Source organism: Micromonospora gifhornensis (assembly GCF_016863515.1).
In the GTDB taxonomy this organism is placed as follows: Bacteria; Actinomycetota; Actinomycetes; order Mycobacteriales; family Micromonosporaceae; genus Micromonospora; species Micromonospora gifhornensis.
The window spans coordinates 13960-30136 of record NZ_BOPA01000050.1 but is presented as its reverse complement, the minus strand read 5'-3'; the positions used below and the strand labels follow the sequence as shown (position 1 = coordinate 30136).

Annotated in this window: 14 protein-coding genes; 6 read left to right on the top strand and 8 right to left on the bottom strand. The window is 70.3% G+C overall.

The window, feature by feature from the left end; translation table 11 throughout:
• Positions 1–212 precede the first annotated feature (212 nt).
• The 5 genes from Vgi01_RS27175 to Vgi01_RS31300 all read left to right on the top strand — a co-directional run bounded on the left by Vgi01_RS27175 (position 213) and on the right by Vgi01_RS31300 (position 6381).
• Positions 213–785, top strand: coding sequence for a Jag family protein (locus Vgi01_RS27175; protein ID WP_102658744.1), 573 nt, complete (start codon positions 213–215; stop codon positions 783–785).
• Between the two features lie 100 nt (positions 786–885).
• Complete coding sequence (gene rsmG, locus Vgi01_RS27170; RefSeq protein WP_102658745.1) at positions 886–1596, top strand: 16S rRNA (guanine(527)-N(7))-methyltransferase RsmG; 711 nt, start codon at positions 886–888, stop codon at positions 1594–1596.
• Between the two features lie 244 nt (positions 1597–1840).
• Complete coding sequence (locus Vgi01_RS27165) at positions 1841–3118, top strand: ParA family protein (RefSeq protein ID WP_275412583.1); 1278 nt, start codon at positions 1841–1843, stop codon at positions 3116–3118.
• Between the two features lie 27 nt (positions 3119–3145).
• The gene (locus Vgi01_RS27160; protein WP_204292968.1) at positions 3146–4156 is read left to right on the top strand and encodes a ParB/RepB/Spo0J family partition protein; all 1011 of its coding nucleotides are present in this window, start codon (positions 3146–3148) and stop codon (positions 4154–4156) included.
• Positions 4157–5448: 1292 nt separating this feature from the next.
• Positions 5449–6381, top strand: a complete 933-nt coding sequence (locus Vgi01_RS31300; RefSeq protein WP_204292967.1) for a hypothetical protein — start codon at positions 5449–5451, stop codon at positions 6379–6381.
• Here the strand turns inward: Vgi01_RS31300 and Vgi01_RS27150 are convergent.
• Both Vgi01_RS27150 and Vgi01_RS27145 read right to left on the bottom strand, forming a co-directional pair.
• Complete coding sequence (locus Vgi01_RS27150) at positions 6368–7360, bottom strand: D-alanine--D-alanine ligase family protein (RefSeq protein ID WP_102658775.1); 993 nt, start codon at positions 7358–7360, stop codon at positions 6368–6370. The genes Vgi01_RS31300 and Vgi01_RS27150 overlap by 14 nt on opposite strands.
• A gap of 8 nt (positions 7361–7368) precedes the next feature.
• Positions 7369–8682 (bottom strand): aminotransferase-like domain-containing protein, encoded by a 1314-nt coding sequence (locus Vgi01_RS27145; RefSeq protein WP_102658749.1) that lies wholly within the window; start codon positions 8680–8682, stop codon positions 7369–7371.
• Positions 8683–8973: 291 nt separating this feature from the next.
• On the opposite strand from Vgi01_RS27145, the gene Vgi01_RS27140 reads away from it, so the two are divergent.
• Entirely contained in the window at positions 8974–9639 is a 666-nt protein-coding gene (locus Vgi01_RS27140; RefSeq protein WP_102658776.1) for a GNAT family N-acetyltransferase, read from the top strand.
• 46 nt (positions 9640–9685) lie between these two features.
• Here Vgi01_RS27140 and Vgi01_RS27135 read toward each other — a convergent pair whose 3' ends face one another.
• From Vgi01_RS27135 to Vgi01_RS27110, 6 genes are all read right to left on the bottom strand, one after another.
• Positions 9686–10852 (bottom strand): N-acetylmuramoyl-L-alanine amidase, encoded by a 1167-nt coding sequence (locus tag Vgi01_RS27135; RefSeq protein WP_102658750.1) that lies wholly within the window; start codon positions 10850–10852, stop codon positions 9686–9688.
• Positions 10853–11030: 178 nt separating this feature from the next.
• Positions 11031–11354, bottom strand: a complete 324-nt coding sequence (trxA, locus tag Vgi01_RS27130) for a thioredoxin (RefSeq protein ID WP_013736593.1) — start codon at positions 11352–11354, stop codon at positions 11031–11033.
• A 32-nt stretch (positions 11355–11386) separates the two neighbouring features.
• Positions 11387–12337: a thioredoxin-disulfide reductase gene (gene trxB / locus Vgi01_RS27125; RefSeq protein ID WP_204292966.1), complete on the bottom strand. Its 951-nt coding sequence runs from the start codon at positions 12335–12337 to the stop codon at positions 11387–11389.
• 174 nt (positions 12338–12511) lie between these two features.
• Positions 12512–13585, bottom strand: coding sequence for an RsmA family anti-sigma factor (locus Vgi01_RS27120; protein WP_204292965.1), 1074 nt, complete (start codon positions 13583–13585; stop codon positions 12512–12514).
• A complete protein-coding gene (gene sigM, locus Vgi01_RS27115) occupies positions 13582–14319 on the bottom strand; it encodes an RNA polymerase sigma factor SigM (protein WP_373307053.1) in 738 nt (245 codons plus the stop codon). Before sigM ends, Vgi01_RS27120 begins: the two co-directional genes overlap by 4 nt.
• Before the next feature lie 40 nt (positions 14320–14359).
• Positions 14360–15961 carry a protein kinase family protein gene (locus Vgi01_RS27110; RefSeq protein WP_102658754.1) on the bottom strand — a complete coding sequence of 534 codons (1602 nt, stop codon included), beginning with the start codon at positions 15959–15961 and terminating at the stop codon, positions 14360–14362.
• Positions 15962–16177 lie beyond the last annotated feature (216 nt).

The following is a 16177-nucleotide window of genomic DNA, read 5'->3' as shown; positions in this document are numbered from 1 at the left end:
CCGTCCGGGCCGTCGCCGGGAAGCCGGCGACGGCCCCTCGCATTGGCGTGCAGCCGCCGGAAGGTCGGCGCCGCAAGCGCGAAGCGCCGCGCAGGTCGCGGTGAACGGGCGAAACTGCCCTACAGACGTGCCCGTGGGCACCGGTGACGTCCCGCCGGCCCCGGGGAACCAGCGGACCGCAGGTCCGGCCGAGCGAGTACGGAGATGACACCGTGACCGACACCAGCATCCCCCGCGCCGACCAGTCCTTGGACGACGAGCCGACTGCGGCGGCTCCGGTCGACGGCGAGCCCGAGGAGACCGAGACTGCGCCGGCCAAGGGCGACGGCGACCTGTTCCGGCAGAGTGAGATCGCAGCCGACTACATCGAGGGCCTCCTCGACATCCTCGACTACGACGGCGACATCGACGAGTTGGTGTCGGGCGGTCGCCCGGTGGTCGAGGTGGTCGGTGGCCGCCTGCAGAACCTCGTCGGCCAGCGGGGTGCCACCCTCGAAGCCCTCCAGGAGCTGGCCCGACTGGCCGTGTTCCGGCAGACCGGCTCGCCGAGCCGGCTGCTGCTCGACGTGGGCGGCTACCGGGCCAACCGGCGCAAGGAACTCGCTGCGGTGGCACGTAACGCCGTCGAGAAGGTCAAGGAGCACGGCGAAGCGGTGCGGCTGGAGCCGATGTCCGCGTTCGAGCGCAAGTGCGTGCACGACGTGGTGAACGCGATCGACGGGGTGGAGAGCGAGTCCGAAGGTGTCGAGCCCAACCGGCGGATCGTCGTCCGCCCCGCGGACTGAGCGGGTGTACGGAGACGACCTCAGGGGTGGTGTCCCGACCGGCCCGGGTGGTACGCCGCCCGGGCCGCCGGCTGTCCGTCCCGAGAGCCCCGATCCGGCCGTGGCGCTGTTGCCGCCGGAGTTGGCCGAGGCGGCCGGGCGCATCTTCGGCGCCCGCCTCGACCTGGCTGCCGCGTACGCCGAACTGCTGGCGACCGACGGTGTGGTGCGTGGCCTGATCGGGCCGCGCGAGGCACCTCGGATCTGGGATCGGCATCTGCTGAACTGCGCGGTGGTGGGTGAGTTGATTCCGACCGACGCCACCGTCATCGACGTGGGGTCCGGCGCGGGACTGCCCGGACTGGTGCTCGCCATTGCCCGACCCGATCTGCAGGTGATGCTCCTCGAACCGCTGGCGCGCCGTACCGCTTTTCTGACCGAGGCGGTGGACGCACTGGGCCTGGAGGACTCGGTCCAGGTGCTGCGCGGGCGGGCCGAGGAGGCCGCGGTGGGACCCGATCCGGTACGGGGTGACGTGGTGACCGCCCGCGCGGTGGCGCCACTGGATCGGCTTGCCGCCTGGTGCCTGCCACTGGCGGCACCCGGCGGTCGGCTGCTGGCCCTCAAGGGCGCCTCGGCGGCCGACGAGATCGTCGAGCATGCTGCTGCGGTGCATCGCCTCGGCGGTGCGGAACCGGTGCTGCACCGCTGTGGGGAGGGCATCGTGGAACCGCCCGCCGTCGTGGTGGAGATCGTGCGGGATCGTCTGGTGGGCCCGACGCCTCGTGGATCGGCCAAGAAGTCCCGAGGGGGCAAGTCCCGCCGCCGGTGAGGGTGCGCCTCACGTCCCTGTCCAAACAGTCACGGATGTGGGTGTTGCACCGGCGGGTTACGAACCCAACATGGACCGGCCACGCCCATGGGCCGTAGGCTGACCGCGCGTCGATAGTGTGGAGCGGGCGGCGATGGATCTTCTCCGGGCCTGCCGCTCCTGCCGGGCGAGACCTCTGCGGGACAGCGCGAGTGGCCCGGTTGACGGGTGCGGGCCGACCATCCGAAGCGGGCAGGGATGACAGGTGCATGACGACGGTAGGTATGACGATCCGCGCGTGACAGGGTCGGCGGGCGACCCTGTTTCACGTGAAACCGAATTCCCGGGTTGGCGACCTTCCGAGGGCGGCGCCCAGAGTCCGCCGGTCGCTCGCGGAGAGGCCTCCGTGCCGGACGCCCCGTGGCCTCGCGGCGGTGAGGTGAACCCGGGTGCTCCGGATTCGGCGGCTCGACCGGGCAATGCCAGCCCCGAGGCGCGCGTGATCCCGATCCGTCGAAACAGTTCGGCGTCGGCCCGCTTCGAGGCGGCACCGCCGCACCAGCCGGTGCCGGATCCGCGGCCTGCGTCCGACACGCCCGCCGGGCCCTACGAGCCGGCAACCCCCGAGGCCGCGTACGTTTCACGTGAAACCCCGACGCGCGAAGAGGATGACCCACCGTTGGCTATGGAGGCGATGCGCGCCGTGCAGATCCTGAATCCCAGTGGCGAGGTGACCATGCCTCGGCCGGAGCGGACCCGGGTCATGTGTGTCGCCAATCAGAAAGGCGGCGTGGGGAAGACCACGACCACGGTGAACCTTGCGGTGGCGCTCGCCCTGCACGGCAACCGGGTACTTGTGGTGGACCTCGACCCGCAGGGCAATGCCTCCACCGGGCTCAACGTGCCGCACCACACAGGCGTCCCGGATGTGTACGACTGCCTCATCAACAGCGTGCCCCTGGAAGAGGTGGCCCAGGCGGTCGAGGGCATTCCCAATCTCTGGTGCGTACCGGCCACGATCGACCTGGCTGGTGCCGAGATCGAACTGGTTTCCGTGGTGGCCCGTGAGTCGCGGCTGGCCCGCGCCATTGCCGCCTATCCCGGGCACTTCGACTACGTCTTCATCGACTGCCCGCCGTCGCTGGGCCTGCTGACGGTGAACGCGTTGGTGGCCGCCCAGGAGGTCCTCATCCCCATCCAGTGCGAGTACTACGCGCTGGAAGGGCTGAACCAGCTGATCAACAACATCAACCTGGTCCGCCAGCACCTCAACCCGCGGCTCGAGGTCTCCACGATCCTGCTCACCATGTACGACAGGCGTACCCGGCTCGCCGACGCGGTCGAGCAGGACGTGCGGAACCACTTCGGCGACAAGGTGCTCCAGGCGGTGATTCCGCGTAACGTCCGGGTCTCCGAGGCACCCAGCTACGGCCAGTCGGTGATGACCTACGATCCCGGATCGCGGGGGGCGACGAGCTACTTCGAAGCTGCCCAGGAGATCGCCGAGCGGGGCGTCAAGGAGCCGGTGAGCCGGAATGCGTAGTGCGGATGAGGCGCTGGGAGGGGTGGCATGAAGAACCGTCCTCGGGGCGGTCTGGGACGGGGCCTGGGCGCGTTGATCCCGACCGGACCGGCACCGGATGTCGGTGCCGGCTCCGCCGCGATCCCGACCGCGCCGAGCGTGGCGCCGGCCGTCGACGCACCACCCACCGTGTCAGTGCCGGCGCCGGCGAGCATGCCTGATCCGATCCTGAGCCCGGTGCCCGGCGCACGCTTCGCCGAGATTCCGGTCGACTCGATCGTGCCCAACCCGAAGCAGCCTCGGCAGGTCTTCGACGAGGAGGCGCTGGAGGAACTCAAGACATCGATCCGGGAGGTGGGCTTCCTCCAACCGATCGTGGTGCGCCAGCTCGACGACGAGAAGTTCGAACTCGTCATGGGCGAGCGACGCTGGCGAGCTGCCCAGGCGGTCGAACGGGAGACCATCCCGGCGATCGTCCGGGACACCCGCGACGACGCGATGCTCCGCGACGCGCTGCTGGAGAACATCCACCGGGCCAACCTGAACCCGCTGGAAGAGGCGGCGGCCTATCAGCAGTTGCTGGAGGAGTTCGGTGCGACCCACGAGGAGTTGGCTCGCCGGATCGGTCGCAGCCGGCCGCAGATCTCCAACACCATCAGACTGCTGAACCTGCCGGCCCAGGTGCAGCGGCGGGTCGCCGCCGGGGTGCTCTCGGCGGGACACGCCCGGGCGCTCCTGAGCCTGGAAGACCCGCAGGCCCAGGAGCAGCTTGCGCTGCGGATCGTGGCCGAAGGTCTGTCGGTACGAGCGACGGAAGAGATCGTCGCGCTCTCGCTGAGCGAGGGGGCGGGCAAGAAGGAAACGGCGAAGCGCCGCGCCAAGCCGCACGCACCTGGGCTCAACGATCTCGCCGATCGGCTTTCCGACCGCTTCGACACCCGAGTCAAGGTCGACATCGGGCGGAGCAAGGGCAAGATCACCATCGAGTTCGCCACGGTGGACGACCTGGAGCGGATCGTCGACATCATCGGAGTCAACCAGGGGCAGGCGGAGGGCTGATCGCCCGAATCCAGCCTTCACTGCAACGGCCGCACTCTTCTTCGGAAGGTGCGGCCGTTGCACTGGGCGCGGGCGTTTCACGTGAAACAGGGACGCCGCCTGACCCTTCACCACCGACGCAGTTGATCAAGAGGTTTGCGTCTGGACTCGGCCGGATTCAGACGCAAACCTCTTGATCAACGCGGCGGGCGACGCGGCGGGCAACGCGGCGGGCGACGCGTGGAGGGTGATCGGTGTCGCACCCGCGTCCGTTCCCGCTTTGCTGCGCACCGCCCCCCGGTGCCTCAGCGGGTATGCCGGGGCAGCGACCTCGGCTCCTGGTGCGGCCGGATGCATTCTTGTTGTTGGCCTACAAGCCCGGCCCTTCGTCTGATAGCGCGCCGCCAGACGGGTCTGCCCCTCTGGACGCCGCTGTGCCCTGGAGAGGCCCAAGGGCACCCTGAGGCTGGGCGGGTGATTTTGACGCCGCCGTGTCGACTACAGAGGGCGGAAGGCTATGAAGGGGGACGCAGGCGAGCTCAGGCGTTCGTGGCCGGCTGGCGTTCAGCGTCAAGGAGGAAACGGCCCGGCGGGCGCGGGCCGAGGCGATGGGACGGCCGCCTGACGACCGGACACCAGCCCCGGCTGTAGCTCGGCTTCCAGGGCTGCCCAAGTGGAGGTTCAATCAGTCGCTCGTCCGGCTGTCGTCACCGGCCAGGATCCGACCGATGACGATCCCGGCGTCCGCCTCGGCTGGGACACGGAGACACCCACGACTGCCGAGTCGCCGGCCAGTCCCCCACGACAGCGACGGAGTTGGTGGCAGTGGGGAAAGCTGAGCTGACGACCTCACCCCCGACGGTATTCGTCCTCCTGCTGACGCTTGTCCAATCCAGGCAACTCGGATCAGCGTTCACCGGCGGTCGAAGACTTCGAGCCACAGAGCGGTTCCGAGGTCGGCGGGGACAGCGATGCATCGCGGCCGACCCGTTACCGAGCCGCGCTGAGCGTGGCTTCGAAGGAGGCACGGTTTCACGTGAAACGTGGGCGCCTCGCCAGCCGAGGGGACCGATGTCCACAGCCACTCGAAGGGCCAAATGTTATCCACACCAGTTATCCACAGCCCTTCGTTGTTTCACGTGGAACATGGACCGAAATCCCTTGTCGAAGCAGGGCTCGCAGGTGTGGCCGGAGCGTCGGAGAGCCTGTGGATATCCCTGGGGACAACCGCTGATTCGGCCTGATCTTCGCCCGCCGAGGCGAACCCGATTCGGGTAGGGACAGCGGTGCCGGACTCGGTTAGGGTCAGCCTCGTGCCCGACACCCCTCCCTCAGTCCCGGACTTCACCCAGTGGCCGTCCTTTCCCTTCGAGGGTGACCTGCGGGTCAAACACCTCGACGACCCGGTCCCGGTCGAGCCGCCCCGCAAGGGCGAAGCGCACCGCGAATGCACCGCCTGTCAGGCGCCGGATGACGCCTACATCTGGGTCGGTGAGCGGTGGCGCGTACGCGCGATGGACCGTCCCACCGGCCTGCCGATGGTTCTCATCCTGGAATCCCGGTCGCACCTGGATCTCGGCGACCTGCCCAATCTGCTCGCCGCCGAGCTGGGCGTGATGACCGTACGACTGGAACGCGCCATCCGGTCGTTGGACGGGGTGGCCCGGGTCCACGTCAACCGTTGGGGCGACGGGTCGGCGCACCTGCACATGTGGTTCCTCGCCCGCCCGTACGGGCGGCTTCAGTTGCGAGGCACCTTCCTCTCCCTGTGGGACTCGATCCTGCCGCCGATCTCCGAGGGGAAGTGGCGGGAGAATCTGGCCCTGGTGGCTGCCTGGCTGGCCGAGTTCGGTGGACGCCCGCTCGCCGAGCCGCCCCGCATCCAGTGGCAGGCCCCGTCCAGCCTTGCCGCGCAGTCAGCGTCGGCCGGGAACGAAACGACCGAGGGCGGGTCGCTGCTGGACGCGATCGGAGAGACGGCCGACCCACCCGACGCGCCGGGCGGCGTTCCCGTGGCCGCTGCCGACGACGAGGCCGAATCCGGGGCGCAGACGACCGCAGAGCCGGCCGAGTTGCCGACACCGCAGGGACGCAGCATTGCCGAGCAGGAGGGCGACCACGCCGACGACTCCCCGGCACCGCAGCAGGAAGAGTCGGGCGGCGAGGCCACTGCGGTGCCCCCGCAGGCGAGCGAGGTAGCTGAAAAGCCGGGAGAGGTGCCGCCTCAGGCGGTCACCGGCGGGTGACGGCGCGGGCGACCAGGGAACCGATCACCCGTCCGAAGTCCAGCCCGGCGGCCTGCACCGCCAGCGGCAGCAGCGAGGTCTCGGTCATGCCCGGAGAGACGTTGACCTCCAGGACATGCGGCTGCCCGGCCGAGTCGACGATGAGGTCGACCCGGCTGAGGTCACGGAGTCCGAGCGCCGTGTGAGCGGCGATCGCGACCTCGCCCACCTTCTCGGCGACCGCAGGTTCCAGGCGTGCCGGCGTGTGCCAGGTGGTCCGACCGGCGGTGTAGCGCGCCGCGTAGTCGTAGACGCCGTTGCGGGGCACGATCTCGACCGGCGGCAGCGCCTGGGGACCGTCGCCCAGGTCGATGACGGAGACCGCGACGTCCATGCCGGAGACGTACCGTTCCACAAGCGCAGTCGGGTCGTACGCGAAACAACCGACCATGGCGGCCGGCAGCGCCGCCGCGTCCCGGACCACGGCGGCGCCGAGACCGGAACCACCCTGGGCAGGCTTGACCATCAGCGGCAGTCCCAGCCGGTCCACGATGCGATCCAGCACCGCCACCGCGCCCAGCTCGCTGAACCGGTCGTGCGGCAGCGCGACCCAGTCGGGAGTGGCGATGCCCGCTTCCCGAAGCACCGCCTTCGCCGACGGCTTGTCCCAGGCCAGCCGGGAGGCCCGCGCGTCACAGCCGACGTACGGCACGCCGCAGAGGTCGAGTACGCCACGCAGCGAGCCGTCCTCCCCGGTGGCACCGTGCAGCGCGATCACCACGGCGTCCGGCGGGTCGGCGGCCAGCGCCGGCAGCAGAGCCACGTCGGCGTCGCGTAGCTCCGCCTCCACCCCGACCGACCGCAGCGCGTCGAGCACCCGGCGGCCCGAGCGCAGCGACACGTCCCGTTCGTACGACAGGCCACCAGCGAGCACGACCACGTGCAGGTCATCGGCGGTGGGACCGGACACAGGCGTTTCTTCGGCAGCGGCAGAACCCATGCCGGGCATCATGCCAAGTCAGGACCGGGGGTGTCGGAGCCGGCCTGGCCGCGCCGGTTGCCCGGCCCGCCGACCGCGCCGAACACCCGCCGCATGGCGATGTCCTGCTCCATCACGCCGGCCAGCCGGCGTACGCCCTCACGGATCCGTTCCGGCGGCGGGAAGGAGAAGTTGAGCCGCATGTTGCCGGCCCCGCCGCCGTCGGCGTAGAAGCCGGTGCCCGGCACGTAGGCGACCCGCGCGGCGATGGCCCGAGGCATCATCGCCTTCGAGTCGAGCCCTTCGGGCAGGGTCGCCCAGACGAAGAGACCGCCGCCCGGGTTGGTCCACCTGGTCCCCGCCGGCATCAGATCCGCCAGCGCGGCGAGCATCGCGTCCCGCCGCTCCCGGTAGACCTCCCGGTAGACCTTCAGCTGCTCACGCCAGGGCATCGTGGTCAGGTACGTGCTGACGGCCGCCTGCGCGTACGCGCTGGGGCAGAGGATCTGCGCCTCGCTGGCGATGACCAACTTGTCGCGTACGGCGTGCGGGGCGAGGATCCAGCCGACGCGCAGGCCGGGGGCGAACGTCTTGGAGAAGGTGCTGAGGTAGAAGACCCCGTGCCGGCGTCGGGCCCGCAGCGGAGCGGGCGCTTCCTTCTCGAAACCCAACTGGCCGTACGGGTCGTCCTCGACCACCAGCAGACCGGCGCGTTCGCAGATGTCCAGCACCCGTTCCCGGCGCTCCTCGGTCAGCGTCACGCCGGCCGGATTCTGGTACGTCGGGATGGTGTAGAGGAACTTCACCCGCCGCCCGGCCCGGGCCTGCTCCGCGATGGCTGTCTCCAGCGCCTCCGGGATCAGGCCGTCCTCGTCCATCGGCACGTGCACGACCTGCGCCTGGGCGGCCTGGAAGACCCCGAGGGCACCGACGTAGGTCGGGCCCTCGGCGAGTACCACGTCACCCGGGTCGAGGAAGAGTCGCGCCACCAGGTCGAGGGCCTGCTGCCCGCCGACGGTCACCACCACGTCGTCCGGTGACGCCCCGCAGGAGGCGTCGATCCCGGAGAGGGACATCACCTCGCAGATCCGCTCGCGTAGTTCCAGGGTGCCCTGGCCGATGCCGTACTGGAGGGTGGTGGTTCCGTGCTCGCTGCTGAGCCGACCGAGCATCTCGCCCACCGCGTCCAGCGGCAGCGCGGCGATGTACGGTGCGCCACCGGCCAGGGAGACGACCTCCGGTCGGCTGGCGACCGCGAACAAGGCCCGGATCTCCGAGGCGGTCATCCCCCGCACCCGGCGGGCGTACCGGTCGGTGTAGTCGTCGAGCGTTGTGCCGGTCATGACATCACCTCGATGCTGCGCGGACGGCTCCGTCCCGGATACCCGGGACACCGGCGACCATGGCGGCACGGCACGCCGAGTGCCGATCCTAGCCGCCGAACGACGCCGACGGCGTGTGCGATTCCGCGCCCGTCCACATACCGGACCGGTCGCTGACCGTCCTGACGTGGGCGTTTGCGCGTCCTCTCCCGCGCCGCCGATCGGCGGCGTACGATCGCTCGTCGGGGCAGGAATGCGGCGGGTGGCGTCCGAGCCGGTCCCACCGCCGAGCCTAGTGTGGAGAAGCACGCGATGTCGCGACGACTGGTCAGTCTGACCCTGGACACCCTGGAGGACCTGCCCCGTCCGTGCCGGCAATGCGTCTACTGGGAGCTTGATCCGGTTTCCGCCGACCGTGCCTGCGCGGCCGGTGACCCCGGTCTCGAGAAGGAGGCGTGGGTCTCGCAGACCCTGCTGGAGTGGGGTTCCTGCGGCAAGCTGATCTACGTCGACGGCATGCCGGCCGGGTTCGTCATGTACGCCCCACCGGCGTACGTGCCCCGCTCGATGGCGTTCCCCACCTCCCCGGTCTCCGCGGACGCCGCGCTGCTGATGACGGCGAACGTGGTACCAGCCTTCGCCGGCGGCGGGCTGGGCCGGATGCTGGTGCAGGGGGTCGCCCGTGACCTCACCAAGCGGGGGATCAAGGCGATCGAGGCGTTCGGTGACGCGAAGTTCGGTGACGCGGCCGACCCGGCGGGCGCCTGTGTCGCACCCGCCGACTTCTTCCTCTCGGTCGGCTTCAAGACCGTCCGCCCGCACCCCCGCTACCCCCGGCTTCGCCTGGAACTACGGACGGCGTTGAGCTGGAAATCGGACGTCGAGTACGCGTTGGAGAAGCTGCTCGGCTCGATGAGCCCGGAGTCGCTGCTGCGTCCGGTGCGTCCCACCCCGGCCACCCGGTCCACCATCGGCTGAGCGCGCAGCCGGTTCGGCGGCTGAGCGCGGACCGGTCCGGCGTCGTTCAGTCGACCACGTTTCCGGCGGCGACGGCGGCCCGCAACTCGCTGACGTCCAGCGAACCGGTCGGCACGTCACGTTCGTCCGGCAGGTACATCCGTTGCACCGCCGCCACGATGGCCTCGACGAGCTTGTCCCGAAACCGGGGCTCGACAAGCCTGCCGCGGTCCGTCGGCGAGGTGAGGTAGCCGACCTCGATGCGTACCGCCGGCATGCGGGTGAGTCTGAGCAGGTCCCACGCCTTGGCGTGGGTACGGCAGTCGCGCAGCCCGGTGCGCGCCACGATCTCCCGTTGGACCAGCCCGGCCAGTCGTTCCCCGGTTGCCGAGGTCACGCCGTTGTCGGTGCCGTAGTGGTACGTCGCGACCCCTTCGGCAGCCGGATTGGCGTGCCCGTCGGTGTGCAGGGAGATGAACACGTCCGCGCCGAGAGAGTTGGCCAGGTGCGCCCGGTCGATGTCGGGCAGGCACGTCTCCGGTGCCGGTCCCCGGGTGAGCTGCACCCGTACGCCCGACGCGGCGAGCCGACCCTCCAAGCGGCTGGCCAGGTCGTGCATCAGATCCGCCTCGGTCCACCGCAGCGGCCCGTCGGGTACGACCACACCGGGCTCGGTGCCACCATGGCCGGGGTCGATGACCACCGTCCGGCCGACCAGGGTGGGACCGGACTGCCGGATGGCGTCGGACTCGCGCAGCCACTGCGGCCTGCCGCCGACCACCTTGCGGCCGAGCCGGCGCAGCGCCCCCATGGTGTGCGGGCCGCAGGTGCCGTCCGGGGTCAGCCCCACCTCACGCTGGAACTGGGCCACCGCCCGAGACGTTCGGACGCCGTAGATCGCGTCGGCTCGACCGGTGTCGTACCCCATCTCCAGGAGCCGTTCCTGCAGCGACCGGACGTCTTCGCCGGTGAGCGGCACCGGCACCGCGTGGTAGAGGGTGCGGGCACCGAGTCGCCAACGGGCGGCGTCGAGCGCCCGCCACGTCTCGGCGCCGACACGGCCGTCGACGCTGAGGCCCCGGGACTGCTGGAAGGCCCGTACCGCCCGCTCGGTGGCGGTGTCGAACTCGTCGTCGTACGGGCCGGTGGCCTTTGAGAGGAGGTCCAGGCTGGTCAGTACCGCACGGATCTCGGCTACCGCAGGTCCGCGGTCACCGGAACGGATCGGACGCACGCACGACCCCCTCTGTACGGTCGATGGCTGGCCAGGCCCGTCGGCGAGGACCAGGTGGTCACCGGCGTCCGGCGGCCCTCGGTTCGAGGTTATGCGCTGGCGATCCGCAGGGATGGAAAACGCCTCGACCCCGTGCCGGCGAGCCGGTCACGGGGTCGAAATGGCGGTACTGCGGGGCTCAGAGAGCCGACTGGATCAGCTTGACCAGCTCACCCTTGGGCTTGGCACCCGCGATCGACTGCACCGGCTCACCGTTCTTGAACACGGTGAGGGTCGGTACGGACATCACCCGGTAGGCGCGGGCCGTCTCCGGGTTTTCGTCGATGTTGAGCTTGACGATGCTGACCTGGTCACCCATCTCGCGGGCGATCTCCTCCAGCAGCGGTGACACCTTGCGGCACGGTCCGCACCACTCAGCCCAGAAATCCACCAGAACCGGCTTGTCGGACTTGAGTACGTCGACGACGAAGCTAGCGTCGGTGACCGACTTGGTTGCTCCCACTGTTTGGTCCCTCCTGCATCGGTGTGTCTCGTTCAGTCCGTTGCCAGCGTGGCGATGAAGCGTTCCGCGTCGAGTGCGGCGGCACAGCCGGTGCCGGAGGCGGTGATGGCCTGCCGGTAGGTGTGGTCGACCAGGTCACCGGCGGCGAACACACCGGGGATGCTGGTCCGGGTGCTGGGGGCCTCGACCTTCACGTACCCCTCGTCGTCGAGCTCCACCTGCCCGCGGAACAGCTCGCTGCGCGGGTCGTGGCCGATCGCCACGAAGACGCCGGTGACGTCGAGCACCTTGGTCTCGCCGGTGTGCACGTTGCGGATCCGCGCCCCGGAGACCTTGCCGTCCGCGCCGAGGATCTCCTCCACCACGGAGTTCCACTTGACCTTGATCTTGTCGTTGCTCAGCGCCCGCTCGGCCATGATCTTGCTCGCCCGGAACGAGTCCCGACGATGGATGATGGTCACCGAGTCGGCGAAGCGGGTCAGGAAGCTGGCCTCCTCCATCGCCGAGTCACCGCCACCGACGACCACGATGTGCTGGTTGCGGAAGAAGAAGCCGTCGCAGGTGGCGCAGGAGGAGACGCCGTGGCCCAGGTACTCCTGCTCACCCGGTACGCCCAGCGGACGCCACGCGGAGCCGGTGGCGAGGATGACGGCCCTGGCCCGGTAGGCGGTCTCGCCGACCCAGACGGTGCTGTACGCGTCGGGGCGGGCGGTGTCGGTCAACTCGACCCGGGTGACGTCATCGGTCAGGAACTCCGCGCCGAACCGCTCGGCCTGCTTGCGCATGTTGTCCATCAGCTCGGGGCCGAGGATGCCGTCGGCGAAGCCGGGGAAGTTCTCCACCTCGGTGGTGGTCATCAGCGCGCCGCCGGACTGTACGCCTTCGATGATCAGGGGCTTGAGGTTGGCGCGGGCCGCGTAGACCGCCGCGGTGTAACCGGCCGGCCCAGAGCCGATGATGATCAGGTTGCGGACCTCGTCCACTGCCGTCTCCCAATCGTGTTGACTTGTCGGCATCGGTGAAGCGCCGATGCCGAACCGAGTGCCGACGCGGCGGCAACTGACTTCCAGAACATCATCGTAGGAACCGGAGATTCCCGAGCCGGTCATCCGGTGGGTCAGGTCACGTGGACGGCCAAACGTCCGGCGCCTGACGACTCACCCTACCCGCGTACGGTGGCGGCTGTCCGAGCCGGATCCGGGGATACCACATTCAGGGCCGCTGACCCACGCCCATCGGGTGCCGGCGGCGTCGGTGAAGCGCACCACCAGCGCCGGGTGTCCCTGGAAGCGGGCGTACTCGATGTCCTCGAAGACCAACGGCTGTGCGCCGTGTTCGGTGCCGATGTCCGCGAGGCAGGCGGTCAGCGCCACCTGGTCGTCGAGCCGGGCCAGGTCCGCGGGGCCGGCCATGCGATCGACGTCGCCACTGGCATCAGGTGTCTCGGTGCTGGAGTAGGCGTTGAACTTGGCTTCCGGCTCCGTCGCCAGTTCCTGCGGGGTGTAGTCCCTCCCGGTGTGGCGCTGCGGGGTGCCTTCGGTGACCGGGAGCCGCTGGGGCGAGGTGTTGACCGCGGCCCGCTCGGGACCGGCCTGGCCTTCCTGTGCGTGCGGCGTGGCGGCCGGATCGCTCAGCGCGGTGCCCGCTGTCGTGTCGCCGCCCTGATTCGGCCGGACCAGCTGCAGGGTCCCCAACCCGACGACAAGCGCGGCAGCGAGGGCGACCGGCCCTGCGACGCGGGCCCAGCGGCTGCTCCGCCGACCGGGCCGGGTGGCGTTGCGGTCGGGACCAGGCCGGGTGGCGTTGCGGTCGGGACCGGCCGGGGGTGCGGCTTGCGGACGGCGGCCACCGAGCGGCTGCGCCGGAACCCGAGACGGTCGCCCGGTGGAAGCCCGATCGTCGCTGTGGTCCGAAGCCGTTGCCGGGATGTCCGAATCCAGATCGGTGTCGTCGCTGTCGGGCAGGACGTCGGAGAGGTCAGCGGTGTCGAGTGCGGCGCGGATCCGGTCGGCGACCTCGGGCGGCATCTCCACCGCGGAGCCGCCCCAGCCGAGCAGATCGGTGCGCACCTCGGCGACGGCCGGGGCGAGCAGCGCGTGCGCCTGTGCCCAGGACGGATCCTGGGCGATCAACCGGGCGACCTCGGCCTGCTCCGGGGTGCCCTCCAGGGCACCGCCGAGGTAGTCGGCGAGCAGGTCGTGGTCGACCTCGCTGAACTCCCCGGCAGTCACGTTTCCTCCTGGTTGACGTCCGGCCTCCAGGACCGTCCCGACCCCGATCGGACGTCCCGCCGGGCACTGGGGTTCCCTGGGGTGACCGCCGGCACTTCCGAAAGTGCCTCGTCACTGCCGGTCCGCAGGTGACCGAGCAGTACGGCGAGCCGGGCTCGACCCCGGGCACACCGGCTCTTGACCGTTCCTTCGGCCACGCCGAGGATCCGGGCGACCTCGGCGACCGGGTAGCCCTGCACGTCGACAAGCACCAGCGCGGCCCGCTGCTCGATCGGCAGGGTGGCAAGCGCCTCCCGGACGACGAGCGCGGTGTCGTGGTCGCGTACCGGTGCGGCGGGCTCGACCCCGCCGGTGCCGTGACCGTCGCCCGGCTCCCGAACCCCGTCGGGCAGTGGCACGGTGGGATGGGCCTGGCGTCGGCGGATCCGGTCGAGGCAGGCGTTCACCACGATCCGGTGCAGCCAGGTGGTGACGGCCGCGTCGCCCCGGAACCGGGCGGCAGCCCGGTGCGCCGACAGCATGGCGTCCTGGAGGGCGTCCGCGGCCTCCTCGCGGTCGCCGAGCGTACGCAGGGCAACCGCCCAGAGCCGGTCCCGGTGCCGCTGGAACAGCTCACCGAAGGCGTGCCGGTCACCGGCAACGTGGGCGTGCAGCAGGTCGAGGTCACTGCCCGTCTCGCTCACCGTTGCTCCACCCGTCCGGCCGGAACCGGCGTCACCCGTCGCTGCCTCCATTGTCAGGCTCGGTCGGGGCACCGGTTCGGCCGGGCCCGGCTCATGACCCCTGGACCGTGATCTCGTTGACCCCGACCTTGTAGCCACTTCCGTTCGGCGGCAGGTCGGTGATCCAGAACAGCAGGTAACGGTACTTCTGGTCGGCGTCGAAGCCGTTGAAGGTCATCGTCGTGCCGTCGTGCGCCTCGAACGGCTGACCGATCGGGTTCTTCTTGTACGCCTTGAGAATCTCGTCGTCGCCCTTGTTGGTCGAGGGCTGGTCGATGGTGCCGGTGAGCAGCTCGGCGGAGGCACCCGTGTCGGAGAGGTTCACCTGCACCGACTTGATGGTGTGCTCGCCACCCAGGTCGATCCAGACGCCCATGCCCCGCTTGTAGTTGCCGAAGTTGCTGGCCCCCCGGTAGGTCTGCGTCGACCAGCCGTCGTCCTTGTCGCCGTCGAAAACCTTCTCGGCGTCGCGGACCTCGGCCCGGTCCCGGCTGTCGGGGTCGATGATCCGGGCGGCGCTGATCTTCAGGTTCCGGACCGCCGGTGCCGCCGGCTCCTCGCTCACCGGCGCGCTGGAGGTGGGCGCGGCGACCGGATTCTTCTGCGGCTCGTCCTCGTCGCCACCGAGGGTGCTGATGCCGATCAGCAGACCGACCAGGGCGAGCGCGAGCAGCCCCGCGATGCCCAGGGCGACCTTGCGGCCACCGGCGGCGGCCAGCGGCGAGGGCTCCTCACCGGTCTCGGCGGCGAAGCGCAGCGGACCGTTGGCGTCGAGGTAGTCGTCCTCGGGCACGTCGAGTCGGGCCAGTTCCGCCGCCAGGACGTCCGAGGAGGGCGGCGCGATGTCGGCGTCGAGCAGGTCCATCGTGAGGTCGTCCAGGTACGCCGGCACACCGGCCCGGACCTGACGGGGTGCCGCCGCCGCACCGTTGGCGTCGCGTACGGCGTCGGGGATGGCCGCCCGGCCGTGCCCTGCGGTGGCGCCGTGCAGTGGGGCCTCGGCGTGCGGCCAGTAGCCGGTCAGCGCGAAGTAGAGGAGGCCGCCGACGGCTCGGACGTCGTTCTCCTGGCTGTCGGCACCGTCGGTACGGGCATCGGCCAGCACCACCCGACCGTCGTCGCTGATCATCACCGTGCCCGGGTGCACGTTGCCGTGCACCATGCCGGTGGCGTGTACGGCCGCCAGGGCGCTGGCGACCGCGTTGCCGACGGCGGTGGCCCGGGCGGCGTCCAGGGGTCCTTCGGAAACCAGTTCCCGCAGCGAATGCCCGTCGACCCACTCGCGCACCACGTAGGCCCGCTCGGCCTCGTCGATGGCGTCGTAGACGCCCACCAGGTTGGGGTGGATGACCCGGCTGGCCGCGACCGCGGCCTGGAGCATCTCGGTGGCGGAGTCGCCACCCGGATAACGCATCACGACCGCTACCGGCCGGCGCAGCACGACATCGACCCCACGCCAGACCAGCCGGCCGGCGCTGTCGTTGTTGATGTGCTCGACCAGTTCGTAACGCTCGGCGAGGACCTCACCGGCCGTCGGAGCACCGAAGGTCATGACCGGCGGAGTGGTCTCGTCCGCGTCCTGACCCTCGCCGACCTGGGTCACCCGTCCTCCCTCGGTGATCTTGTCGATCGATGGACCCGCGCTGCTGGGCATGTGACTTCCCGCTCCGCATTCGTCTGGCACGGGGCGACCGGTTCCGACGCGAGCCGGTGCCTGCCGTACCCGTCGAGAGCGACCTTACCTGGGTTGGCCGTCTCCCCGACATGTCATCTTCCCGCCGTGACCAACAGGGGTGTTCGCACTCGGGCGCACTCGTCCGGTTACGACCGATGTCGGCCACGTTGCTGGTACATGTACCAGCCAATCTAG

What these genes read in the sequence shown, in the direction of transcription:
- Vgi01_RS27140 (WP_102658776.1), top strand. Translation starts at nt 8,974, where the DNA reads ATGTCGCGACGACTGGTCAGTCTGACCCTGGACACCCTGGAGGACCTG.
- Vgi01_RS27110 (WP_102658754.1), bottom strand. Translation starts at nt 15,961, where the DNA reads ATGCCCAGCAGCGCGGGTCCATCGATCGACAAGATCACCGAGGGAGGA.
- sigM (WP_373307053.1), bottom strand. Translation starts at nt 14,319, where the DNA reads ATGGAGGCAGCGACGGGTGACGCCGGTTCCGGCCGGACGGGTGGAGCA.
- Vgi01_RS27145 (WP_102658749.1), bottom strand. Translation starts at nt 8,682, where the DNA reads ATGACCGGCACAACGCTCGACGACTACACCGACCGGTACGCCCGCCGG.
- Vgi01_RS27150 (WP_102658775.1), bottom strand. Translation starts at nt 7,360, where the DNA reads ATGGGTTCTGCCGCTGCCGAAGAAACGCCTGTGTCCGGTCCCACCGCC.
- Vgi01_RS27160 (WP_204292968.1), top strand. Translation starts at nt 3,146, where the DNA reads ATGAAGAACCGTCCTCGGGGCGGTCTGGGACGGGGCCTGGGCGCGTTG.